This is a genomic window from Edaphosphingomonas haloaromaticamans, from assembly GCF_001853345.1.
GTDB classification, from domain to species: Bacteria; Pseudomonadota; Alphaproteobacteria; order Sphingomonadales; family Sphingomonadaceae; genus Sphingomonas_E; species Sphingomonas_E fennica.
The window spans coordinates 3974070-3998835 of sequence record NZ_MIPT01000001.1 but is presented as its reverse complement, the minus strand read 5'-3'; the positions used below and the strand labels follow the sequence as shown (position 1 = coordinate 3998835).

At 63.6% G+C, this 24766-nt stretch carries 21 protein-coding genes; 9 read left to right on the top strand and 12 right to left on the bottom strand.

The features are described 5' to 3' along the window. The first annotated feature begins 133 nt into the window (after window positions 1-133). The 4 genes from BHE75_RS18555 (at window position 134) to BHE75_RS18540 (ending at window position 7872) form a co-directional block, all read left to right on the top strand. Window positions 134-1768: an NAD(P)-binding protein gene (locus tag BHE75_RS18555; protein ID WP_070936108.1), complete on the top strand. Its 1635-nt coding sequence runs from the start codon at window positions 134-136 to the stop codon at window positions 1766-1768. Beyond that, the gene (nifJ, locus tag BHE75_RS18550) at window positions 1699-5415 is read left to right on the top strand and encodes a pyruvate:ferredoxin (flavodoxin) oxidoreductase (RefSeq protein ID WP_254684562.1); all 3717 of its coding nucleotides are present in this window, start codon (window positions 1699-1701) and stop codon (window positions 5413-5415) included. The genes BHE75_RS18555 and nifJ overlap by 70 nt, the downstream gene beginning before the upstream one ends. A gap of 151 nt (window positions 5416-5566) precedes the next feature. After that, the gene (locus BHE75_RS18545) at window positions 5567-6571 is read left to right on the top strand and encodes a dihydroorotate dehydrogenase-like protein (RefSeq protein ID WP_070936103.1); all 1005 of its coding nucleotides are present in this window, start codon (window positions 5567-5569) and stop codon (window positions 6569-6571) included. Between the two features lie 143 nt (window positions 6572-6714). After that, entirely contained in the window at window positions 6715-7872 is a 1158-nt protein-coding gene (locus BHE75_RS18540; RefSeq protein WP_084653329.1) for an MFS transporter, read from the top strand. Between the two features lie 3 nt (window positions 7873-7875). Here BHE75_RS18540 and BHE75_RS18535 read toward each other — a convergent pair whose 3' ends face one another. After that, complete coding sequence (locus tag BHE75_RS18535) at window positions 7876-10173, bottom strand: FAD-dependent oxidoreductase (protein WP_070936101.1); 2298 nt, start codon at window positions 10171-10173, stop codon at window positions 7876-7878. Between the two features lie 644 nt (window positions 10174-10817). Here BHE75_RS18535 and BHE75_RS23545 point away from each other — a divergent pair. Continuing rightward, window positions 10818-11411, top strand: a complete 594-nt coding sequence (locus tag BHE75_RS23545) for a sigma-70 family RNA polymerase sigma factor (protein ID WP_084653325.1) — start codon at window positions 10818-10820, stop codon at window positions 11409-11411. 307 nt (window positions 11412-11718) lie between these two features. Here the strand turns inward: BHE75_RS23545 and BHE75_RS18525 are convergent, their stop codons facing one another. From BHE75_RS18525 to BHE75_RS18500, 6 genes are all read right to left on the bottom strand, one after another. Beyond that, window positions 11719-11952 (bottom strand): hypothetical protein, encoded by a 234-nt coding sequence (locus tag BHE75_RS18525; protein ID WP_070934760.1) that lies wholly within the window; start codon window positions 11950-11952, stop codon window positions 11719-11721. A 21-nt stretch (window positions 11953-11973) separates the two neighbouring features. Continuing rightward, on the bottom strand, window positions 11974-12369 hold the full coding sequence (locus BHE75_RS18520) for a hypothetical protein (protein WP_070934759.1): 396 nt from the start codon (window positions 12367-12369) through the stop codon (window positions 11974-11976). Window positions 12370-12684: 315 nt separating this feature from the next. Further along, the gene (locus BHE75_RS18515) at window positions 12685-13299 is read right to left on the bottom strand and encodes a DUF2059 domain-containing protein (RefSeq protein WP_070934758.1); all 615 of its coding nucleotides are present in this window, start codon (window positions 13297-13299) and stop codon (window positions 12685-12687) included. A 69-nt stretch (window positions 13300-13368) separates the two neighbouring features. Continuing rightward, window positions 13369-13935, bottom strand: coding sequence for a glycine zipper 2TM domain-containing protein (locus BHE75_RS18510; protein WP_084653323.1), 567 nt, complete (start codon window positions 13933-13935; stop codon window positions 13369-13371). 421 nt (window positions 13936-14356) lie between these two features. Next, the gene (locus tag BHE75_RS18505; RefSeq protein ID WP_084653321.1) at window positions 14357-14812 is read right to left on the bottom strand and encodes a VOC family protein; all 456 of its coding nucleotides are present in this window, start codon (window positions 14810-14812) and stop codon (window positions 14357-14359) included. Window positions 14813-15046: 234 nt separating this feature from the next. Then, window positions 15047-15949, bottom strand: coding sequence for a LysR family transcriptional regulator (locus tag BHE75_RS18500; protein ID WP_070934757.1), 903 nt, complete (start codon window positions 15947-15949; stop codon window positions 15047-15049). A 96-nt stretch (window positions 15950-16045) separates the two neighbouring features. On the opposite strand from BHE75_RS18500, the gene BHE75_RS18495 reads away from it, so the two are divergent. The 4 genes from BHE75_RS18495 (at window position 16046) to BHE75_RS18485 (ending at window position 18137) form a co-directional block, all read left to right on the top strand. Next, a complete protein-coding gene (locus tag BHE75_RS18495) occupies window positions 16046-16855 on the top strand; it encodes an SDR family oxidoreductase (RefSeq protein ID WP_254684503.1) in 810 nt (269 codons plus the stop codon). 205 nt (window positions 16856-17060) lie between these two features. After that, on the top strand, window positions 17061-17543 hold the full coding sequence (locus tag BHE75_RS25380; RefSeq protein ID WP_254684502.1) for a hypothetical protein: 483 nt from the start codon (window positions 17061-17063) through the stop codon (window positions 17541-17543). Between the two features lie 79 nt (window positions 17544-17622). Next, a complete protein-coding gene (locus tag BHE75_RS18490; RefSeq protein ID WP_070934756.1) occupies window positions 17623-17862 on the top strand; it encodes a type II toxin-antitoxin system ParD family antitoxin in 240 nt (79 codons plus the stop codon). After that, window positions 17859-18137, top strand: a complete 279-nt coding sequence (locus tag BHE75_RS18485) for a type II toxin-antitoxin system RelE/ParE family toxin (protein ID WP_084653319.1) — start codon at window positions 17859-17861, stop codon at window positions 18135-18137. The genes BHE75_RS18490 and BHE75_RS18485 overlap by 4 nt, the downstream gene beginning before the upstream one ends. 216 nt (window positions 18138-18353) lie before the next feature. Here the strand turns inward: BHE75_RS18485 and adhP are convergent, their stop codons facing one another. The 5 genes from adhP to BHE75_RS18460 form a co-directional block, all read right to left on the bottom strand. Further along, window positions 18354-19430, bottom strand: coding sequence for an alcohol dehydrogenase AdhP (adhP, locus tag BHE75_RS18480; RefSeq protein ID WP_070934755.1), 1077 nt, complete (start codon window positions 19428-19430; stop codon window positions 18354-18356). Between the two features lie 38 nt (window positions 19431-19468). Then, window positions 19469-20860 carry an NAD-dependent succinate-semialdehyde dehydrogenase gene (locus tag BHE75_RS18475; protein ID WP_070934754.1) on the bottom strand — a complete coding sequence of 464 codons (1392 nt, stop codon included), beginning with the start codon at window positions 20858-20860 and terminating at the stop codon, window positions 19469-19471. Between the two features lie 359 nt (window positions 20861-21219). Then, window positions 21220-23499, bottom strand: coding sequence for an NADP-dependent malic enzyme (locus BHE75_RS18470; protein WP_070934753.1), 2280 nt, complete (start codon window positions 23497-23499; stop codon window positions 21220-21222). Between the two features lie 292 nt (window positions 23500-23791). Further along, window positions 23792-24367 (bottom strand): NUDIX domain-containing protein, encoded by a 576-nt coding sequence (locus BHE75_RS18465; protein ID WP_254684501.1) that lies wholly within the window; start codon window positions 24365-24367, stop codon window positions 23792-23794. Next, window positions 24309-24728, bottom strand: coding sequence for a secondary thiamine-phosphate synthase enzyme YjbQ (locus tag BHE75_RS18460; protein ID WP_043151056.1), 420 nt, complete (start codon window positions 24726-24728; stop codon window positions 24309-24311). Before BHE75_RS18460 ends, BHE75_RS18465 begins: the two co-directional genes overlap by 59 nt. Between the last annotated feature and the right edge of the window lie 38 nt (window positions 24729-24766).

The window sequence follows — 24766 nt, the reverse complement described above, 5'->3', positions numbered from 1 at the left end:
CGATGTGCACCATGTGTCTGCCCAGCTGTCCGGCGGCCGGTATCGTGTCATCGTCCAATGAGCGTCTTCTCGGGCAAAGGAGCCACCGCGCGAAGCTGATGGCTCGGCCGATATGCCCGGCAGGATCGCGATGATGAGCAGAACGCCGGATTTCACACCCCGCATCGATCTGGTTGCCCAGCCGGGCACTGGTCCAGTGCGCGTGCGCCGTCCGCTCTATTTCGATCTCCTGCCGCCCTGTAATCATGCGTGCCCCGCGGGCGAGGACATCCAGGCCTGGCTCGCCCATGCCCGGGTGGGTCGCTACCGTGAGGCCTGGCTGACGCTGGTGCACGACAATCCCTTGCCGGCCATTCACGGGCGGGTCTGCTATCACCCGTGCGAAGCCAGCTGTAATCGCGAGGAAATCGACAGCGCTGTCTCGATTCACGCGGTCGAGCGCTTCCTCGGCGACGAGGCGGCCCGCGAAGGCTGGCGTCTGCCTGTCGAGGCAACTCCCTCGGGCAAGCGCGTGCTGATCGTCGGGGCGGGACCGAGCGGTCTTTCCGCCGCCTATCATCTGGCGCGGCTGGGTCACACGGTGGAAATCCGGGATGCTGGCCCGTTGCCGGGCGGGATGATGCATTTCGGCATCCCGGCCTACCGGCTACCGCGCGAGGAGCTGATGCGCGAGGTGCAGCGGATCGAGGCGATGGGCGTCAGCATCGTCCTTAATCACAAGGTCGAGGATCTCCTCGCGGAGAAGGATGCCGGCGGCTTCGATGCCGCGTTCGTCGCGATTGGAGCGCATGCCTCCAGGCATATCGACATTCCCGCGCGCGACGCCGCGCATGTCCTCGACGCGGTCAGCCTGCTGCGCGGGGTCGGGGCCGGCGAACACCCGAAACTGGGGCGGCGAGTGGCCATCTATGGCGGCGGCAACACGGCGATGGATGCCGCCCGGACCGCCACGCGCCTGGGCGCCGACGAAGCCCTGATCATCTATCATCGCGACCAGGCGCATATGGCGGCCCACGCCTTCGAGGTCGAGGAGGCACTCGAGGAGGGCGTAAGAATCCGGTGGCTGACCAGCATCAGGGACATTGCCGGCCCAAGCTTGACGGTGGAAGTCATGGAATTGGATGCTGACGGCCGTCCACGCGGCACGGGCGAAATCGAGACCCTTGCGGCCGATACGCTCGTGCTGGCGCTGGGACAGCAGGCCGAAAGCGGCTTCCTCGCGAAGATCCCCGATATCAAGGTCGCGGCGGACGGCACCGTCGTCGTCGCCCCGAACATGATGACCGGCCATCCCGGCATTTTCGCGGGCGGCGACATGGTGCCGAGCGAGCGCACCGTCACCGCCGCCGTCGGGCACGGCAAGAAGGCGGCGCGCGCCATCGACGGCTGGCTGCGCGGCGAGGACGCACGGCCCGCACAGCCGCGCCCCGTCATCGGCTTCGAGATGCTGCATCTGCCGATCTACAGCGACGCCGAGCAGCGCGCGCAGGCCGTATTGCCGGCCGCGACGCGGTCCGCCGGATTTGAGGAGGTGGTGGCCGGGCTGGGCGAAGCGGACGCCCGCTACGAAGCGCAGCGTTGCCTGTCCTGTGGCAACTGTTTCGAATGCGACCAATGCTATGCGGCCTGCCCCGAGCAGGCGATCGAGAAACTTGGTCCCGGGCTGCGCTACCAGTTTCTCTACGATCGCTGCACCGGATGCGGCGTCTGTTACGAGGCCTGCCCCTGCCATGCGATCGAGATGATCCCCGAAACGGCAGCGAGCTGAAGGACGGCATGATGCAGCCCGACATGCCCCGCTCCGAGATCATGGATGGCAACACCGCGGTTGCCCATGTCGCCTACCGGATCAACGAGGTGTGCGCGATCTACCCGATCACGCCTTCCTCGACGATGGCCGAACTGGCCGATGAATGGTCCGCCGGGGGCCTGACCAACATCTGGGGCAACGTCCCCATCGTGCAGGAAATGCAGAGCGAGGGCGGCGCCGCCGGTGCCGTCCATGGAGCGCTGCAGTCCGGTGCGCTCACGACGACCTTCACGGCATCGCAGGGGCTGCTGCTGATGCTGCCCAACATGTTCAAGATCGCCGGCGAGCTGACCTCGACCGTGTTCCATGTCGCCGCACGGGCGATCGCGACCCAGGCCCTTTCGATCTTCGGCGATCATTCCGATGTCATGGCAGTCCGCACGACCGGCTTTGCGCTGCTGTCGTCCGCCTCGGTGCAGGAAGCCCATGACGCAGCGCTGATCGCGCAGGCGGCGACGCTCGAGGCCCGCATTCCGTTCCTGCATTTCTTCGACGGCTTTCGAACCTCGCACGAGCTCAACAAGATCAGCCTGCTCTCCGATGTTCTGATCCGGGCTATGATCGACCAGGATCTGGTTCGCGCGCACCGGGCCCGGGCGCTGACACCCGAGCATCCCGTCGTGCGCGGCACGGCGCATAATCCGGACACCTTCTTCCAGGCGCGCGAGACGGTGAACCCCTATTACGCCCGCCTGCCCGCGATCGTGCAGGCGACGATGGACCGCTTCGCCGCGCTGACCGGCCGGGCCTACCATCTGTTCGAATATATCGGGCCGAGCGACGCGGATCGCGTGATCGTGCTGATGGGCTCGGGTGTGGCGACCGCATGCGAGACGGCGGCGTCCCTTGAAGCTCGGGGAGAGTCCGTCGGTGTGTTGCAGGTGCGGCTATACCGCCCGTTCGCGACCGAGCAGTTCCTGCGGGCCCTGCCCGAGACCTGCTGTGCGATTGCGGTGATCGAGCAGACCAAGGAACTGGGCGCATCGGGCGAGCCGCTCTACCAGGACGTCGTCGCGACGCTGGCTCAGGCGGTGGCAAGCGGTACGCGCGCGGCCATGCCGCGGGTGATCGGCGGACGCTATGGTCTGGGATCGAAGAACTTCAGCCCGGCGCAAGCGAAGGCGGTGTTCGACGAACTGAAAAGCGCCAACCCCAAGCACGGCTTCACCGTCGGCATCGAGGACGACGTCGCGCAGACCAGTCTTCCGGTCGATCAGGATTTCTCGCTCGAGCGCGAGGATGTCGTGCGGGCCCTGTTCTTCGGGCTCGGCGCCGATGGCACGGTCGGCGCCAACAAGGACAGCGTCAAGATCCTCGCCGAGGATGCCAACAGCTATGCTCAGGGCTATTTCGTCTATGACTCGCACAAGTCGGGCGCGCAGACGATCTCGCACCTGCGGTTCGGAAAGCATCCGATCGGATCGAGCTATCTGATCGAATCGGCCAACTTCATAGCCTGTCACCAGTCCGGCCTTCTCGACCGCCTCGATGTGCTGCGGCTGGCGGTCGATGGCGGGACATTCCTGCTCAACACGCCGCATGGGCAGGAGGCCGTCTGGCATCATCTGCCGCGCTCGCTCCAACACCAGATCGTGGACAAGAAGCTGCGCTTCTTCGTGATCGACGCCTCCCGGGTCGCGCGCGAGGCGGGCCTGGACGAGCGGATCAACACCGTGCTGCAGACCTGCTTCTTCGCCATTTCGGGCGTGCTGCCGCGCGGCGAGGCGATCGGGCGGATCAAGCACGCGATCGAGGCGAGCTACGGGATCAAGGGCGCGGGCGTGGTGCGCGCGAATTTCGCGGCAGTCGACCATGCGCTGGCCAATCTGTTCGAGGTGGCGGTGCCGTCCACCGTGACGAGCCTGTTCGAACGACCGCCAACGGTACCGTCGCGCGCGCCGGCGTTCGTCCAGGAAGTGACTGCCAGCATGATGCGTGGTCGCGGCGACGATCTCCGGGTGAGCCAGCTGCCGGTCGATGGGACCTATCCTTCGGGAACCGCGGCGTTCGAGAAGCGGAACGTCTCGGAGAGCGTCGCGCTCTGGGATCCGGACGTCTGCATCCAGTGCGGCCAATGTGGTTTTGCCTGCCCGCATAGCGTCATCCGTTCGAAATATTTCACGCAGGATGCCTGCGACGGCGCGCCGGAAGGGTTCAAGCACGCGCCGGTCAACTCCCGCGGGAACCCGGAGGTGCGCTTCGCGCTGGAGGTCTATCTGGAGGACTGCACCGGTTGCGGCATCTGTGTCGAGGTCTGTCCCGCGCACAGTTCGCGCGAACCGGGCAGGAAGGCGATCAACCTCGCCGACAAGGCGCCGATCCTTGAGACGGGGAAGGCCAGCATCGCCTTCTTCGAAACGCTGCCGGTCAACGATCGCGCGCGCGTCGATTTCGCCAATGTGCGCGGCGTGCAGTTCCTTGAGCCGCTGTTCGAATTCCCGGGCGCCTGCGCCGGCTGCGGCGAGACCCCCTATCTCAAACTCCTGTCGCAGCTGTTTGGCGATCGGTTGCAGATCGCCAACGCGACCGGCTGCTCGTCGATCTACGGCGGCAATCTTCCCGTCACGCCCTGGACGAAGGATGCCTCCGGCCGCGGCCCCGCCTGGTCGAACTCCCTCTTCGAGGACAATGCCGAGTTCGGATTGGGCTTTCGCCTTGCGGCGGACAAGCATCTCGATCTGGCACGGACGCTGTTAAGCGATCTGGCGACGATGCTGGGCGGGGATGTCACTCGCGCAATCCTCGACGCGCCACAGGATCGCGAGTCTGACCTGCGCGCCCAGCGCGCCCGTGTCGATGCCCTGAAGCAAAAGCTCGCCGCGCTGGATGACGAGCGTGCCCGTGATCTTCTTTCGGTCGTCGACCATCTCGTTAGGCGCAGCATCTGGATCGTCGGCGGTGACGGCTGGGCTTACGACATCGGCTATGGCGGCCTTGACCACGTCCTGGCGAGCGGACGCGACGTCAATATTCTCGTGCTCGACACCGAAGTCTACTCCAACACCGGCGGCCAGGCCTCCAAGGCAACCCCGCTCGGCGCCGTCGCCAAATTCGCGTCGGCGGGCAAGCGCGCGGCGCGCAAGGATCTCGCCCTGCAGGCGATCGCCTATGGCGACGTCTATGTCGCCCAGGTCGCGATGGGCGCGAACCCCCAGCACACATTGCTCGCGATGCGGGAAGCCGAGGCTTATCCGGGCCCGTCGCTGATCATCGCCTACAGCCATTGCATCGCGCACGGCTTCGATCTGCGCCATGGCATGAAGCAGCAGGATCTGGCGACCGCCAGCGGCTACTGGCCACTGTTCCGTTTCAACCCGGCGATGCGCGCGATCGGTGAAAGGCCGTTCCTGCTCGATTCACCGCGGCCGACGATAGCGTTCAAGGACTATGCCTATAACGAGTTGCGCTATCGCGCGCTCGCCCAGAGCGATCCGGCCGTAGCCGCGGCGCTGCTCGCCCAGGCACAGCAGGTCGCCGACGAAAAATATCGCCAATACGAGGCGCTTGCGAGCCGCGGTGGCGATGGCTTCCATCCCGAAACACGCGAAGCCAGGCGACCGGCTGTCGCGCCAGCCAGGCGCGACCATTCGGGCGAGGCGGGATGACGCGGCCCGTCGCCTGCAACCGTTCGTTCGCGCGCACGCGTCTCGCGCGCGCCAAGGGGCAACATCGCTCTGGCGTGGCCGCATGGGGCCGGTCGTGGAACGGTTCGTGCCGGGCAGGCTCGCATCTCGCGCCTTTGACCGGGAGCGGCGCATGGACCTGACCACCCACTATATGGGATTGCGCCTGAACAACCCGCTGATCGCCTCGGCAGCGCCGCAGAACGGGGAAATCAAGACGCTGCGGGCGCTGGAGGACCATGGCGCGGGTGCCGTGGTGCTTCCCTCGATCTTCGAGGAGGAGATCGACGCCGAGCGCCACGCGCTCGAGCGGCAGGGCCAACTTGCAGCGACCGGTTCGGCCGAGGCCCAGAGCTATTTCCCGCTCTATGGCGGGTACGGCTTTGGACCAGAGCGCTATCTCGATATCGTCCGACGCGCGAAGCAGGCCGTCGCAATACCGGTGATCGCCAGCCTGAACTGCGTGTCCGGCGAAGTCTGGGCCGAATACGCCCGCGATCTTGAACAGGCCGGAGCCGATGCGATCGAACTCAATATCTACTTTATCGCGGCCGACCCGACAGCGGACGGCCGCGCGGTCGAGCAGCGCTATATCGACACCCTGAAAGCCGTGAAGGCTGTCGTCGCCATTCCCGTCGCGGTCAAGCTCAGCCCCTATTTCAGCGGCATGGCGGCGATGGCGCACGCCCTCGCCGGCGAGGGCGCGGACGCTCTGGTGCTGTTCAACCGCTTCTACCAGCCCGACATCGATCTTGTTACGCTTGAACTGAAACTGGACCTCGAGCTCAGCACGCCGGCGGAGATGCGGTTGCCGCTGCTGTGGATCGCGGTGCTAGACGGGCGGGTAGGGGCCTCGCTTGGCGCAAGCACCGGCGTCGAGGCGCCGGGCGATGTGCTGAAATATCTGCTGGCGGGCGCCGATACCGTGATGACGACCTCGGCGCTGCTGCGGCATGGCATCCCGCACATGAAGACATTGATCGAGGGACTGACCACGCTGCTTGCCGCGCGAGGTGTCGCCTCGCTGGCCGATGTGCGCGGCAGAATGAGCCAGCGGCACCTCACGGATCCAGCGGCGTTCGAGCGCGCCAACTATATCCACATCCTTCATGGTCACCCGGTCCGCCGCGATGGTTGAAACGCGCACCGGAATGAGCGCGGGACGCCTCGTGGCCCAGGCGGCGCGATCACTCCCAACCGGTTTTGCCGGCGTCCCTCCCCATCGTGGCTGAATCGCCTCCCGCCCGCGCCCTGTCACGCGCGATGCCGTCGGGTGTCTGGATGCTGGGTTTCGTCAGCATGTTCATGGATATTTCTTCGGAGATGATCCACGCGTTGCTGCCGGTCTTTCTTGTGACCACGCTTGGTGCGTCCGCGCTGACCCTCGGCTTGATCGAGGGCATCGCGGAAGCCATCGCCAATGTGACCAAGCTTTTTTCAGGCGGGCTGTCGGACTGGCTCGGCCGGCGCAAGCTGCTGACGACGGTGGGTTACGGTCTCGCCGCCCTGACCAAGCCCGTTTTCCCGCTCGCCGCGACGATCGGCTGGGTGGTCGCGGCGCGCTTTATCGACCGGATCGGCAAGGGCGTGCGCGACGCGCCCCGCGACGCCCTCATCGCCGACATTGCACCGCCTGACCTGCGCGGCGCGAGCTTTGGCCTGCGCCAGTCGCTCGACACGGTGGGCGCCGTCGTCGGCCCGCTTGCCGCAATCGCGCTCATGGCGCTCAGCTCCGACAATATCCGCCTGGTATTCTGGATCGCCGTAGTCCCGGCTCTCGTCTCGCTCGGGATCATGATCTTCGGCGTGAGCGAGCCGCCGCAGCACCATACCGAGGGGAAGGAGAGACTGCGGCTGTCGGATGCCGGACTCCTGCCGGTCGCCTTCTGGATGGCGACGGGCATCGCGATCATCTTCACCTTCGCACGGTTTTCCGAGGCCTTTCTCATCCTGCGCGCCCAGCATACGGGCCTGCCGCTTGCCTTTGTCCCGAGCGTGATGGTGGTGATGAACATCGTCTACGCCGGCTCGGCCTATCCGGCTGGCATGCTGTCCGACCGCATCGGCCGGACAGGTCTTCTCGCTATAGGCATCGCCTGCCTGATTGGCGCCGATCTCATTCTCGCCTTCGGCACGACGGTCGCCAGCGTCATGCTGGGCGTGCTGTTCTGGGGCCTGCACATGGGGCTGACCCAGGGGCTCTTCGCCAGCCTCGTGGCCGATACGGCGCCTGCGCGGTTGCGCGGGACGGGCTTCGGCATCTTCAGCTTTGCTCAGGGGATCGCCATGCTGGTCGCGAGCGTCGTCGCGGGTGGCCTCTGGGACGGATGCGGGCCGAAACTAACATTTACCGCCGGCTCCTGTTTCGCTGCGATCGCGCTGATCACACTCCTCCTGTGGCGCTGGCGGATCGGCAAGAACGCGGTGGGGTCCATGTAGCCATCATGGCCGTGCGGGATCCGCGGAAGGCGCGCGCGCCTGGCCGAGTATTCCTTTTGCGACCGCATAGCCTTCGGACCGGCTGGCCTCGATCGCCACATCCGAAAAATCATAGTCGCCCGAGGAATGCTCGTCCGATTGGCCGGTCCGCACGAACCGGGTGATCCTCGTCGGCGCGCCGTCCCCCATGAGCTGGATATAATCGGGCAGATGCTTGACCCGGGCCGCGCTGGCAGGATCGACATAGCTGAGAACATGGTCAATGAGCCTGCGATAGCTGTCGACCGTCTCCCGGTAGTGCAGATCGCTCCGCACCCGCTCGGAATAAACGATCTCATCGCGCCGGGCCAGAACCTCGATCATGTTGGAGGGAAGCGCCCGCTGTCCCGAATAAAGGTCGACGATGAAGACCCGCTTGCCGTCCGGGCCGCAGCGGTCGACGACGAGATCGAGCGGCGAGTTGCTGATAATGCCGCCATCCCAATAGGCCTTGCCGTCGATCACCGTCCACGGGAAGCCTGGCGGTAAGCTGCCGCTCGCCACGATATGGTCCGGCGTGAGGTCATCGACATAGCTGTCGAAGACCTCGAGTTCTGCGGTCGCCACGTTGACGGCGCTGATCAGCAGGCGCACCGGGCTCGTCTTGAGCGCGGCGAAGTCGACATGTTTCGCGATCAGCTGGCGCATGGGCGTCGTGTCATAATAGCTTGTCCAGGCCACGGGCCATTCCAGCGGGGTGAACGGCGGCAGCCACCTTGCCCTGAAGAAATTCGGCACGCCGCACGTCAGGATCTGGGCCGCGGCCACCGTCTGCCGGAAAATAGCGGGCGAGAGCGTCGGGGTCAGCACGGCCAGTTCGTTCCAGAAGGCTTCCAGGGCCTGCGTCGCCTGCCGGGGATTGCTGGCAATGACGGCGCCATTGAACGCGCCGATCGAAACACCTGCGACTATGTCCGGGAAAAGCTGCTCTTCCTCCAAGGCCTTCACGACCCCGCATTCGAACGCGCCCAGCGCGCCGCCGCCCTGCAGGATCAGCGCGGTCTGCGTCGGGATCTGTTCGAGCGCGAAGTCGGCCTCCCGCAGGCGCTCCTTCACCGAGCCAAGGTTGACCCGATAACGGATGAGCCCTTCGGCAACACGTGTCTCGTCGGCGGGTCGTCCGGTCGAGAACAGCGCGCGCGGCACATCGCCCTTGAGATAGAACATCGCGAATGAGCCGTCGTCCAGCGAGCCCCGGGTAATCCATTCGTCGGCTTCCTCGGTCGCGCCCAGCACGTTGAAGCCGATGTCGCCGACCTCGCAGAAGAAATAGGAGACTTCGTCATATCTCAGGCGTCGGCCCAGCATGTTTCGCGCGGCGAGGCGCGCCTGCTTTATGGCATTGTCCCAATGCTCGATATGGCGCCGGCGCGCGAAGACCGGATCGTAGAAGCTCGTGACGTCTCCTGCCGCGAAGACATTGGGCACGCTCGCGCGCAGCAGCGCGTCGATGGCGACATAGCCGTCTTCCAGCGCGATCCCGCTGCCTTCCAAAAAGCCGCTGGCGGGCGAAACGCCGATACTGACCACGACCAGATCACACGCTATCCGTCGACCGGCGCTCGTTTCGATTTCCGCGACCGTCGTGCTCCCGTGGAACGCGACCGCGGTGTCGTTCAGCAGCACCGTAGCGCCCTGGCTCTGCGCACGGCGTTCGAAATGGGCCGAAAGGTCCGACGCCTCAAGATGGGGAAGGAACACGCTTCCGCGCTCGAGGACGGTGACGTCGAGCCCGCGAGCCACCAGCGACATGGCAATCTCCATACCGAGAAAGCTGGCGCCGATGACGACCGCGCGCTTTGCCGTCCCGGCGGCTTCGCGGATAACATCGGTGTCGGCCTTGGTCCGTAGCGTGTGAACGCCCGCGAGCGCCTCTCCCGGAACACCGAGAGACTTCGGCGTCGCTCCCGTGGCGATCAGAAGCTTGCCATAGGCGATTCTTTCACCTGCCGCGGTCCGCACGATCTGGCTGACGGTGTCCACGCCGACCACCGGGCTGTTGAGCCGCAGTTCGATATCACGCTCGTCGTAGAAACCTTTCGGATGGACGAAGATCCGTTCCTCGTCTTCACGTTCGGGCAGCAACTGCTTGGACAAAGGCGGGCGATGATAGGGTGGCAAATCTTCCGCCGACAGCAGAAGAACAGAGCCGCTCGCACCCTCGGCGCGCAGCGTCTCGGCTGCGATCGCGCTCGCGACGCCACCGCCGACGATGAGAAAGTCAATGTGTCGGGGTACGCTGCCGGCGGTGTTGTCGGCCATCGCGGTCTCTGTCTTCACAGCTGCTCCCAGTTTCGAGTCGGTTCATGTGCGGACATCGCCGGCCGGTTCTTTGCGGCAGCCCAGGAGCGTAAGAAGGAGATCGAAGGTCTGCGGGCAATGCGCAAAAGTCCTTAGATTTCCGGCGAGGGGCGGTTGGAAGCGTTGGGGGAACGGATGGTCATGCGTGAATCATTGTCATCTGCGGCAACCACCAAGGGCCGAGCCGCCGTCGCGGTTTCGTAAACTTACGTATGCCCGCACCATCATGCCCGGGCTAACTTCTTGTTCGAAATCGCGGATCACCTGCCCTGTGCCGGTGCCCACCTTCAACAATAGCCCGGATATAGTGTCTTGGTGGATGATGTCAGGATGGAAATATGGCTTGGGCTGCGAGGTTATTGCTGATCATACCCGCGCTAATCGCGGGCTGGTTCGTGTCGAAAGAAGATCCCCGTTTCTGGGTCGTGGCCATGGCCATAGCCCTCGTGTTCCTGGCGTTGACCTGCCTCGTCGCCTTTTATGTGCCGCCAGTGCGCCTGTGGCCGCGTCGTCGTGGACGGTGAGGTCGTCAATCGGCCGTCGATAACCAATGTCGTCGGCACAACCGATGATGTCGCAAGCAGCTCCAAAGGTAGAGCGAATCCATGACCCCAGGCGAATTCGACTGTGCGACACGGGCGTCATTACTGGCGCTGAACCGCTATGCGCGACGGCTCACCAATGGCGCCGACGGAGCCGAGGATCTGGTGCAGGAGACATTGTCGCGAGCATGGAAAGCGCGCGAGCGCTTCGAAACCGGAAGCAACTTCAAGGCATGGACCTTCACGATCCTGCGCAACCTCTTCCTTTCACATGTGCGGCGCGAGCGTCGGAAGGTCGATTGGAACGATCTCGCGATGCATAGCTTGCTGGTTTCGCCACCAGATCAGGAGACTGGCCTTCTGCGCGAGGAGTTCGGCCAGGCTCTGGCAGCGCTCTCCGAATCCAATCGGCAGGCGCTGCTTGCCGTGGTCGAGGACCAACTCGCCTATGAGGTGGCTGCAGAACAATGCGGCGTATCACTGGCGGTTCTGAAAAGCCGGGTTCACAGGGCGCGGACTGCCATGCTCGCCTATCTTGGCGGGACGCATCGATCCCAACTCCAGAAATCTCCACGCCCCTATATTCATCGCGGCTTTGTCAGCCCTACCGATGCGAGGCGATTGCCGGACAAGATATCGTTCTGCCGGGCAGCTTGAGCATGCGGGCGCCTAGTCACCAGGCCGCCTTCGCGATGGATGTAAAAGTGCGCGGCGACGGGCCTGGTTATCCGTTCAAGCCCTGAATCGCCCTTCGCAAATCGGGTCGACGCTGGCGTAACCGGGCGGCAGACGGCATTATCCGGGACGTCTATCGCGGCACGTGTTTTTCTCTCGCTCGCTGCCTCCATCTCCGCGCAGTGCCGGGCGAGGGCATGCTGATAGAGCTTCTCCTCAATCCGTGATCTCGTCACGGCCTCCTCATAATTGCGCTGAATGGTATCCGCGCGCTGTTTCGCCGCAGCGATCAGCGCCGCACCCTATCGGTTGAGCTGCGCACCTGACGGCGTTCAATCTTCTCCGCGTCGGTCACGCCATCGGCCGAAACACTCGGGTCGATCTCCACTGTCCGGATGGCAGCGTTCGCTCCGGCAGGTTCCTTCGGAAAAGCCATCCCGGGCGTCTGGGCGACAACGTCAGCGCCGCTGGTCCCTGCGACCAGCATGGCCGCGAAGAGTCGAGCGGGTTTCTTCTCAGGCATCGCCAACTGATCTTGTCTGACCTATATCAGCTTGGTCCGTAAGGGCAACGGGCCAGGACATAAGACCATCGAAGCGGATGGGAGCAGCGACTCACTCGTCGCCCCATTGAGCCAGGCCCGCCGCCAGTCCTCGCAGGCCGTCCTGCTCCGCTCCATCGTCTCCAGCCGCCATTCCTCCACATCGGCGACGATATCATCCCATTGACCGCCGCGAACATCCGTCTGACTTTCGGCATTGGGCTGGAAAAGCCGCTGCATCACCGCATCCGATTCCGTGGAACATTCGATGCTAATCTTTTCGCTGATCTGGACGAAGCGTTCCCAGGCAGCACGCGCGATATCCGCCAGGACAAGGCCAAGCTGGAAGTTCAGCTGGCCAACACGGACGAACTCATCGACTGGCGAGGCCATCTCCATCTCCCGCTCGATCTCAACATCGATACGATCTCGCCCAGCCGCGGACGGCAGGCGAACCCCTGGATCCCGAATCGTGCCTGGCGCATTTCCACCGCCGCGTCACTGACCATCCGAGGGTCTGCACAAACTGTGCGATCCGGATCTTCATCATCGCTTCTGATCGATCCTTGGCTAGCAAGCTTTACACATTCAGGTCTCTACGTGCTTTTCCGCAGGGCTCGGTCTCTTCAGGGTGGTTCGGACCCGATTCGGCACGCCACCATTCGACATCCGGCCGGTTTCGCGAGACGCTCCCAACGGGATCGCCGAACATTCTCACGATGTCGGACGGGCAGTGGATGCCGCCGGCTCCTTCTTGCACCCACCCACGCGGGCGCAGAATCGTCTTTGCGCATCGACGATGATCTCGGGAGTGACATCGCTCACCGCCTTCTCAAGCGCCGGAACCATGAGCGTGCGGCCCTTTTCGAGCCAGGCGCGACCGGCGCTGCTCTCATAGAAGGCGTTAATTCCCGTCAACTCTTCCACCGAGAAGGCCGCCGCGCAACTCTCGCGAAGCCTTGAGAGGACAGGGGCCTTCGCGGCCGCCATCGCCTCTCCCAGCGAGTCGCGATAGGCGGAGATTGTATCCGTGTCGTCGGGGAAGGCGGCGGACAGCGTCCGGAAGGAGTCTTCGACTGCTTCGCGGATGTTGGTGTCCATGACCTGATCGAGGCCGGACAGCGCAATCGAGCGGGTGCACAATGCCCGGCGCTGTGAAATGTCGTTCTCCGCAGCAGCGGCCCGGGCCGGAGCAACCGCCGAAGTGACGGAAGCAGCGAGTATCAGCGCGGAGCCAAGCCAAAAGCGGCAATAGGCGGAACATCCGGAACGAGCGCGAGTGTTGTGGGTCACGATGATGTCCTCGAACTTGCCATTCTGGACCGGCATCAGGTTTGCGAGATAGTCGATGCGGCTTGTCCACGGTCACGACTTCATGGCTTCCCGTGGACCGAGCGTTTATCGGCAGCGGATGTCATTTTGCTCGATCGATCGGCCGGCAAGTGCGCCCAGCGCGCCACCGATGAGCGTACCGGCGCCACGATGGCGACCGCCGTCGATGATGTTGCCGAGAATACCGCCGCTCGCGGCTCCGATGATGAGACCGGTCGTCCCGTCGCTCCGCTTGCAGTAATAGCGTCCATCGGATCCACGATAGACCTCGTCCCGGTCGGACAGGCGACGCTCCTCATAACGGGGATCGTCCCGGTAGTGACGGGAGGCGTCATACTCCGTCACATAGGGATCGCTGCCGCGCTGGACGGTCGTGTCGGAATGGTCGGCGCGCACGACGGCTTCGTAGCGGTCCCGTTCCGCCTCGTAGCGGGCGACCTCCGCGCGATAGCGTTCCTGAGCGTCCGTCCATCGCCGTTGGTCGACAGCGCTTTGTCCGAGCGCAGGTCCGCAAACCAGGGGGAGCGCGGTGAGTGCAAGCGCACAGAATGTGATTTTCCATCCGCGCGTCCTTGAACCGCTTCCCGGACAATTGATTATTCCGGCGTCGGATCGGGTGATGCTCTCGTTCATGAGAGGAACCGGGGACATGACATTCTCCTCGTTCGGGCAAGATCTTCACCGAACGGTTACAGGGCACCATGCCGCCCCAGTATACGCAACATTACCGAACGAGCATGACTCGGCAGGTTTGACCGAAGCGGAAGCCAGCCAGTCGTCGCGCCACAGAACGCGCCAGCCCAACAGCGTCGCACGAAGTTTGCCGGCAGAGATTGGACCATTGTGGCCTATGGCGATGTCGTCGGCCCGGCCTTGGCGCGCAGCCCGCATCGTCGTAACCAATCGATCAGCTTTCGTGACGATGCATGGGGTCACAGCACGAAAGTGAAGTTTGCGTCGCTAAGACCGAACGGATGCCGAACGGCCAAAAAATTGGCAATTGTATCGATTGCAAACGCGGTCGCGAAGTCCGCTCAGGGAATCGGCGGTTCCGTTAACGCCGACGTTTGAGCATATCGTTGATCTCAATCCAGTAACCATCGGGGTCCTGGATGAATATCTGTTTGATGCCATCCGGCCGGACCTGAGGCTCGTGTCCGCCATTCATATTGCTCCAGACAATATGATGAGCGTCGAGCCGCTTTATCATCTCGTCCATATCGTCGCAGGACAATGCGATATGATCCCAGCGACTGTGGTCGGATGGCGCGGTGCGATTGCCGACCAGATGGAGCATCACGCCGTTGCCCAATGCGAGCCAGCGTGCGCCGGCGAAAGGAGCAGGCTGTTCCTTGAGGCCGAACAACTCCTCGTAGAAATCAACGCTACGCTGGAGATCGGACACCTGGATCGCCACATGGTCGAGCGTGGCTTGCGTCACAACGGACTGCGAAGAGGCGGGGGCAACCCACAGCCAGAGCAGAATTCCGGTGGCAATCGCTCGTGACATGGTAATTCACCCTAGGACACTCGGCGTCCTTCATAACACAGGACGATAATGCCGCCAGGGGGACGGCAGCCATCGACCAAAGGCGTATTTGCAAGCAGAACAATCGCCAAAAATTGGCGAAATACGGTCGAGCAGCATTGAGCTGCGGGATCGTAAAAGTGGCCGGTCCCAGTTTGGCGAGGTCTGGTCGATTTGTCCTAGTGGCTTTCCGGTGAGATAGACGAAATGTGACAATCAGCGCAGCACCTCGTGCGCCAGCAGGTCAGCGAGCCAGTCCACGAAGACCTGCAATCGCCGCGACAGATGCTGTCTGTGGGGATAGAGCAGAGTCATCGGCATGGATTCCGCGCGATGATCCGGCATCACCTCAACCATCTCGCCGGCAACGAGGTGCGCCTTTACGTCATAGGCTGGGATCTGGATGAGACCCAGGCCTGCCAGGCAGCAGGCGATATAGGCTTCGGCGCTGTTGACGGTCACGGATCCGGACATGGCCTTGGTCCTCATCGTGCCGTCTTCGATCCATTCCCAGTTCTCGACCCGGCCGCTCGATGGCGACGCATAGCGGACCGCCCGATGGGCATGGAGGTCCGTCGGCGCCATCGGAACGCCATAGCGCGCGATATAATCCGGACTGGCGACGTTGATCAGCGGTAGTTCACCGATCGAACGGGCGATCATGCCGGAGTCGGCCAGCGGTCCTACGCGCAACACACAGTCGATGCTGTCCTCGACCAGATTGACCGCGCGATCGGTGACGCCGAGGCCGATCTCGATATCGGGATAGCGCGCGAAGAAATCGGGCAGGGCGGGTGCGATGATGAGCCGCCCGATCCGTCCCGGCACATCGATCCGTAGCATACCGCTGGGACCGGCCGAGGTTTGGCGGAACAGGCCTTCGGTCTCTTCGACATCGGCGATCAGTCGCAGGCAGCGGTCGTAGAAGGCGACGCCATCCTGCGTCGGCGTGACCCGGCGGGTCGTGCGATGCAGCAGGCGCGCACCTACGCGCACCTCCAGATCCTGGATCGCGGCCGATACCGAGGATCGCGGCATCCCCAGCATGTCAGCCGCGCGCGTGAAACTCGCGCATTCGACGACGCGGATGAATGTCCTGAAAAGGTCGATACGATCCACTCTTGCCGCCCATTGTTCGCCTATCCTGACATATCATGTCAGAATGATCGGCTTTATGGCAACAATCGAGAGTGTAGGTTCGTCTCCAACGGGGTCGTGGACGACTCCGGCAACCAAGCAGGAGACACGCGCATGGCCGATCACAGTATCAAGGGTAAGACCGTTCTCATCGCCGGCGGCGCGAAGAATCTGGGTGGGCTGCTTGCCGCCGACCTCGCGCTGCACGGGGCGAAGGCTGTCGCAATTCACTATAACAGTGCGTCGACTGCTCCCGATGCCGAGCAGACTGTCGCTGCGATCAAGTTGGCTGGGGCAAAGGCCGTCGCCTTCCAGGCCGACCTCACCACAGCGGGCGCGGTCGAGAAACTGTTCGCCGACACCATCGCCGCCATCGGCAACCCCGACATCGCGATCAACACGGTCGGCAAGGTGCTCAAGAAGCCGTTCGTCGAGATCAGCGAGGCAGAATATGACGAGATGACGGCGGTCAATTCCAAGTCCGCCTTCTTCTTCCTGAAGGAAGCGGGGCGCCATGTGAATGACAATGGCAAGATCGTCACTCTGGTGACGTCGCTGCTGGGCGCCTTCACGCCCTTCTACGCCGCCTATGCTGGCACCAAGGCGCCGGTCGAACATTTTACGCGCGCCGCATCGAAGGAGTTCGGCGAACGCGGCATCTCGGTGACGGCGATCGGGCCGGGGCCGATGGATACGCCGTTCTTCTACCCAGCCGAAGGTGCGGACGCCCAAGCCTATCACAAGACCGCCGCTGCGCTCTCCGCTTTCACCAAGACCGGGCTTACCGACATTGATGACATCGTGCCTTTCATCCGCTTTCTCGTCTCGGACGGCTGGTGGATGACCGGGCAGACCATCCTCGTCAACGGCGGCTACACAACCAAATAATCGGCGAGGCGGCCGGAGCCGGCACCCGGCCGCCTCCGTTTCTCAACGCATGTTTCGATGGAGCCGACGTCGCATCGCCGCTCCGGGAGTCTCGCCAGGACCAACCCGTCCAGCCTCCATTCAACGCCCAGAAGGGGCATTTCCTGAGCGACGCGACAAGAGCCATGACGGGCGGATCGACCAGTTCGACCGCATGGAGCGCATGATGGTCGATAACAAGGATACGCTTTGCGCCGCACTCCATCAGGATTTCGGCACGCCGCCTTTCAAGCATCTCTTCGAGATCACCATGCCGAGCGGGGTGATCAAATACTGTCGCGAGAATCTGAAGCCGCTGATAGCGCCGCAGGCCACGCCGATCCCGCCTAGGCTGGAAGCGACCGGAAACAGGGGGCGTTATCTACAAGGTTCCCTAAGGCGTGACGCTGGTGATCGGCCCATTCAACGCGCCGATCCTGCTGCTGCTCGATGGGGCGATCACAGCACTCCCCGCCAGAAACCCCTTGATCCCCAAGCCCGCCAATACGACACGCGCAACGGCGGCGCTGTTTGCCAAGCCGATCCCGCGATATGTCGACCGGAGGACGTCGCCGTCGTCACCACCGCGCGCCAGGAGATCGGCGATCTCCTAGCATCGCCTTTCGACTCATCTTCTTCACCGTTTCCTCGGCGGTCGGCAAGACAATGATGCGCGCGCCAGCCGAGAGCTTGATGCCCGTCATCCGCGGGTAGAACCCGACCATCGTCGATGCGATCGCGAATCTTCGGTGAGCTTGATCGGGAGGTCGCCCAATGCCAGCGAAGTGCTGCGCGACGGCCTTCGACTGGGCGAGGAGCGCGAGGAACGCAAGGCCGCGAAACTCGAAGCGTTCCGCGACGCGGCTCGCAAAGGGTTCGATGCAATCGATGGCGGCGAATATCACGATTTCGACTCTGCGGATGAACTAGACCGCTATCTCGTGGATCTGAGCGAAGCTGCAATCAAAAGTGACGCCGCTCCCGCATGATTTCCGCGCCGTGGCGGATTCGTCTCGGCCGGATTGCCGAACAGGACATCCGGCAGATCTTCCTTTGGACGCACGACCGCTTCGGCGTCGAACAGGCGCGGCGCTACCGTGGGCTCATCCTGGGCGTCATTCGCGCGTTGACGGACGGTCCCGACGTTCTGGGAAGTCGTGAAGTTCCCGAAGTCCTTCCCGGCGCCAAAATCCTGCATATCGCTCGCGGCGGCCAGCGTGGTCGTCACCTGCTGCTCTACAAGGTTGAAAGCGAAAACTGGTGATTGGCCGCATTCTGCACGATGCAATGGATTTTGAGCGCCATGTGCCTGATGACGACGATTGGACCTGAACCGCCGCATCCGCGCCACCGGCCGCTTCAACAAAGATCAACGACTGAATACACTGTTCGGCGGTCATGTCGGGCCGTCGCGCGAGCATCGCGGCTGGATCTCCCAATGCGCCTTGAGCATCACTCGATCGCGCCATTGCGCCAGAAGTCACTGATGGGCCAGCTCCGATACGCCAAGGGGCTTCGAAGCAACTGGCGCATTCTCGAAATCGAGCACGATCCGCCCTTCGATCTCGCCATGGTGCATGCGGGCAAACACGTCGTTGATATTCTCAAGCGTGTCGGTCGTCACCGTCGCCTGAACCTTGCCGTCAGCTGCGAAATCCAGCGACTCCTGAAGGTCGAGCCGCGTGCCGACGATGGATCCCCGCACGGTGATGCCGTTCAGGACGGTGTCGAAGATCGACAGCGGGAAATCACCCGGCGGCAGGCCGTTGAGCGAAACCGTGCCGCCGCGGCGGACCATCCCCATCGCCTGCTGGAATGCCGTGGGTGAGACCGCGGTAACGAGTACGCCCTGGGCGCCGCCGATCTCCTTCTTGATGAAAGCGGCGGGATCCTCGTTGAGCGCGTTCACGGTCAGTGCGGCGCCGAGCTTTTCGGCCAGTTTCAGCTTCCCGTCGTCGATATCGACGGCAACGACGTTCAGGCCCATCGCCCTGGCATATTGCACGGCCATATGGCCAAGCCCGCCGATACCGGAGATCGCGACCCAGTCGCCAGGCTTCGTGTCCGTGACCTTCAGGCCCTTGTAGACCGTGACGCCCGCGCACAGGATGGGCGATATCTCGACGAACCCGACATTGTCGGGCAGATGGCCGACATAGTTGGGATCGGCGAGCACATATTCCGCGAAGCTGCCATTGACCGAATAGCCGGTGTTCTGTTGCTCCTCGCACAGCGTCTCCCAGCCACCCAGACAATGCACGCAGTGCCCGCAAGCGGTGTACAGCCACGGCACGCCGACGCGATCACCCTCCTTCACATGCGTGACGCCACCACCGACCGCGACGACATGGCCGACGCCTTCATGGCCGGGAATGAACGGCGGGCTGGGCTTGACCGGCCAGTCGCCTTCCGCCGCGTGGAGGTCGGTATGGNAGACCCCGGTTGCGGCGATCTTGACGAGGATCTGGCCTGGGCCTGGCATCGGCACGCTGACTTCCTCGATGACGAGCGGCTTGCCGAACTGGCGGACGACCGCCGCCTTCATGGTCTTCTGCATGATACAACTCCAGGGATAGTCGGGCAGGATCGCCGCCGTCAGAACGGTGCGTCGATGTCGACGACGTCGATGAGCTTGTGGTTGACGAACTCCTTGATGCCGAGCCCGAGCAACTCGCGGCCATACCCGGACCGGCGAACGCCGCCGAAGGGGAGGTCTGCCTTGACCATCGTGGGATGGTTCACGAACACCATGCCGGTCGAGATCTTCTTCGCGACCTCCGCGCCGTGCCTGGTGTCGGACGTGAACACCGATCCGCCCAGCCCGAACGGTGAATCGTTGGCGATGCGGATCGCATCCTCCTCGTCCTTCGCGCGGAACAGCATCGATACAGGCCCGAAGAACTCCCAGTAACGGGCCGGGTTGTCCTCACCCACGCCGGTCAGGATTGTCGGCTGCACGAATGCACCCTGGTTGGGAACGCTCGGCCCAACCTCAACCGCCGTCGCGCCATGCTCGACGGCCTTGCGGATCATGTCCTTCAGGTCGTCGGCGGCCTTTTGTGATGAGAGCGGCGCCAGGCTGGTTGCCGGCTCGAAGGGATCGCCCGCGCGGAGGTCAGCCACGCCCGCGGTGTAGCGTTCGAGGAACCTATCATAAACCTCGTCGACGATGATCATCCGCTTGGACGACACGCAAACCTGTCCGCCATTCCAATGGCGACCGAACACGGCCCATTTGGCGGTCTTTGCCAAGTCGGCATCAGCCAGCACCACGAACGCATCGGCACCGCCAAGCTCCATGGTGGATTTCTTGAGCGCCTTGCCCGCCTGAGCGGCGACGACCGCGCCGGCCGCCTCGGAGCCCGTCAGGGCGACACCCTGGACACGCGGGTCACTGATGATGAGGTCGACCTGGTCGTGGGTGGCATACAGGTTGGTGAACGCGCCCTCCGGCAAGCCGGCTTTCAGCATCAGATCTTCAAATGCAGCAGCGCTCTGGGGAACATTGGCGGCGTGCTTGAGCAACATCGTGTTGCCGGCCGAAAGCTGCGGCGCGATGATCCGGGCGATCTGGTAATAGGGAAAGTTCCACGGTTCAATGGCGAGCAGGACGCCCAACGGCTCGCGGATGAGCATGGCTTCCCCTTCGGCCGGATCGGCCACCGGCAGCGCCTGCGGCGCGAGGAGGGTTTCGGCCTTGTCGGCATAATATTCGAAGATCGCCGCCGAGAGCTCGACCTCGGCTTCCGCCTCGGACACAAGCTTGCCCATCTCGAGGGTGAGCAACCGCGCGTAGGAAGCACTGTCCCTGCGAAGGATGTCGGCGGCGCTCTGCATGATCCGCGCCCGCTCGGCAAAGGAGGTTTCCTTCCACGCCTGGAATAGGCGGTGGGCGTTTTCGATCGCTTGGCGCACTTCGGCGTCGGTCGCATCGGGAAAGCTCTTCAGAACCTCTCCGGTATAAGGATTTGTGGTTTCGTAGGCCATTGGCGTTTTCCTTTGCCGCAGGATCCCGCTGCCATCGCAGCCCCGCGGCCAGTTTGAGATCCGATCCGTTGCCGCGCGCCGTTGCGGCGCGATGCTTCGTGGGACGTTGGACCTGTGCGGCATGTGCCTTCCGCTCGTCCAACCGCGCCTCAGACAGTTATGCCTCGGCAACCGCTGACCATATCGGGGTTGTTACGTAGGAGCTGACAAACCGCACTCCATGTCGGCTAGACCACGCGCGTCTCGCGCGTAAGTGTCGCCAAACCCAGCGATTGTGCGTAGCTGCTTCTTCAGCTTCGATCACCCGCCATGGCAGGAAGGCGGACTGACCCGCCATGTCTAACCCCGACCTCCGAACCTCAGCCCCTGCCTTGCAGTGCGGCGGCTTCTGCGACGGAAATCGCTGTGAGATTGACGATCGCGCGAGCCGTCACGGTGGGAACAAGAACCTGGACGGGCTTCGACATCCCGAGCAGGATCGGGCCCACGGTCAGCGCCTCCGACGAGGCCGCCAGGAGGGTGACGGCGATATTCGCTGCATCGAGCGATGGCATGATCAACAGGTTGGCCGATCCCTTGAGCCGGCTGCTGGTCACGAACCGGTTCCGCAGTGCTTCGCTCAGCGCGGCATCTGCGTGCATCTCGCCGTCGATCTCCAGATCGGGCGTATCCTTGCGGATCAGCGCCAGTGCCTGCCGCATCTTGCGGGCGCTTGGCGAGGCCGAAGCTCCGAAATTGGAATGCGAGAGGAGCGCCGCCCTTATCGGTTCCCCGAATCTGCGTACCGCATCTGCCGCAAGCCGGGTCATCTCCGCCACCTGCTCGGCGGTCGGATCGACATTCATATGCGTATCGCAGAAGAACAGCGTCCCATTCTTCAGGATGAGGCCGGTTATCGCATAGGCGCGGCTCACGCCCGGCTGGCGTGGGATGATCGGCAGCACCCAACCCATCTGCTGCCACCAGTCGGCGGTGCCGCCACACAGCGCGGCATCCACCTCTCCCGCCTCCAACAGCATCGCGGCCGCGACCGCCGGGCGCCGTTTGACCGCGTGTGCCGCAGCCGCCGGATTGAGCCCCCTCCGGTCTACGAGCCGTTGATAGCGCTCGACCAGCGGCGCGAACAGCGCATCGTCGGTCTCGGGATCAAGCACCGTCACATCACCACCGATGTCCAGCCTTAGCCCCAATAGCCGGATACGCGCCGCGATCGAGTCGCGCCGGCCGATGAGCACCGGCTCGGCCAGGCGTTCGTCGACGATCGTCTGCACCGCGCGCAGCACGCGCTCGTCCTCGCCTTCAGCATAGGCGACCCGCTTGCCCTTGTCGCGCGCCTGATTGAAGACGCCGCGCATCAACTGGCCCGAACGATAGACGAGCTTCTCCAGCTCGGTCTGATATGCGTCGAAATTCACGATAGGGCGGCGGGCGACGCCGCTTTCCATGGCCGCGCGGGCGACGGCGGGCGCGATCTTCAGGATCAGCCGGGGATCGAAGGGCTTTGGAATGATGTGCTCCGGGCCGAACAGGAGCGCCGCATCGCCATAGGCCTGCGCCACCTGTTCGGTCGCTTCGGCGCGCGCCAGACTTGCCAGCGCCTCCGCCGCGGCGAGTTTCATCGCCTCGTTGATCTCGGTGGCGCCGACGTCGAGGGCGCCGCGGAAGATGAAGGGGAAGCACAGGACGTTGTTGACCTGGTTAGGATAGTCCGACCGGCCGGTCGCGACGATGGCGTCGGGACGCGCGGCTGCGACGAGTTCGGGGAGGATTTCAGGATCGGGGTTCGCAAGCGCCAGGATCAGCGGCTTTTCGGCAAATAGGGGCAACCATTCCGGCTTGAGCACGCGCGGCGCGGACAAGCCGAGGAAGACGTCCGCACCCTTCAGCACCTCCGGCAAGGTCCGCGCATTGGTGACGCGCGCATAGCGGGCCATGTTCGCGGCCATGCCCGGCCGGCCCGCGTCGATCACGCCTTCGATGTCCGTCATCGTGACGTTTTCGATCTTCAGGCCCATGGCCACCAGCAGGTCAACGCAGGCGAGCGCCGCGGCGCCAGCGCCGGAGGTCACGAGGCGTACGTCCTCAAGCCGCTTGCCCTGCAGGGTGAGACCATTGCGGATCGCAGCGGCGCATACGATCGCGGTGCCGTGCTGGTCGTCGTGAAAGACGGGTATGTTCATGCGTTCGCGCAGTGCCGCCTCGATCACGAAGCATTCCGGCGCCTTGATGTCTTCCAGGTTGATGCCGCCGAAGGTGGGCTCCAGCGCCGCTACGACCTCGATGAAGCGATCCGGATCGAGCGCATCGACTTCGATGTCAAAGACATCGATCCCGGCGAACTTCTTGAAGAGAACGGCTTTGCCTTCCATCACCGGCTTGCTGGCCAACGGTCCGATATTGCCCAATCCCAGCACGGCTGTTCCATTGGAGATCACAGCGACCAGATTGCCCCGGGCCGTCAGATCGCGCGCGGTCTCGGGATCGGTGACGATGGCTTCGCACGCTGCGGCGACGCCCGGCGAGTAGGCCAGCGCCAGATCGCGCTGGTTCGACATACGCTTGGTCGATTCGACGCTCAGCTTTCCCGGCTTGGGGAAGCGATGATAATCGAGCGCTGCCCGGCGGAAGTCATCGTCCATAATTCTCGTGCTCCCGTCGATTTTTGGGCAGGCAGTATGCCGCGCCGACGCGCGGGCATCGATGTCAAGTGGCTGGAATCCCTCTATAGATCATTCCGGATCGGATACCATCGTCTCCCCCCGCTTCCCGCCTCAATGCAGTCCCTCCCACGCGAGCGCGCGGCCGCCATCTCCAGTTTCTCTTGCTGGCGTATCATCCATACGAGTGACAGCTTATCGGTAGAGTTACTGAGCCACGGGAACGGTTCTCGTTCGATTTCCCGATGTCGCCGGCTCTTCCTGCCGGTGCTGGTCATTGTTCCAGCGGCGAGCTCGAATCATCGTCGATCCGCAGATAATCAGCGAACCAATCGAGTAGCGGACGCTGGCTTGTGAGAATATTGGGAAGCGCGCTGGAGAGAGAGAACCAGCGCGCTTCATCGATCTCCGGGAACGACTGCATCTTGCCGGATCGCGGCGGCCATTCCATTTCGAATAGATTGCTCTCCACAGCGTCGATATCGACCTGCTGCTCAAGAGCGAATGCCTCGACAAGCTTGCCTCCCGCCTGCCTCAGCTGTCCAAGCCGATGGAACTCGCCGGTAAGGCGGATGCCGAGCTCCTCCTCGACCTCGCGCCGGGCCGCAGCGGATGCGTCCTCGCCCGGCTCGATCAGGCCCTTGGGAATCTGCCATGATCCAGCGTCCTTGTTACGCCAGAAAGGCCCACCTGGATGGACAAGCAGGACATCAACCTCCGCACCGCGGCGCCTGTACAGCAGAACTCCCGCGCTCATCGGCGCCATGACGCTGCCTGTCGGACGACCGCGCTCATGCGCCGAGCAGATGCGCCGCGACGGTGCGGCGATGCGGCCGTCGCCGGTGCTCAAACAGATAGATGCCCTGCCATGTGCCGAGCGCCAGGCGCCCATCGATCAGCGGGATGGAAAGCTGCACTTGCGTCAACGCAGTCCGCAGGTGCGCCGGCATGTCGTCCAGACCTTCATCGTCATGCGCATATACTGACGGGTCTTCCGGTGCGATCCGCGCGAAATAGGCCTCGAGATCGGCGCGTACCTCGGGCGCCGCATTTTCCTGGATCAGTAGCGATGCCGAGGTGTGGCGGCAGAACAGGGTGAGCAGCCCCTGCCGAAATCCCGCTTCAGCGACCCAGTCGGTTACGTGCCGTGTGATCTCGACGAGCCCCTGCCGCCGCGTCGAGAATTCGAGAATGGTCGCGACCTGCTTCACGGGCCAACATTGGCGCCGCAGCCGTGCGTGCGCACCTC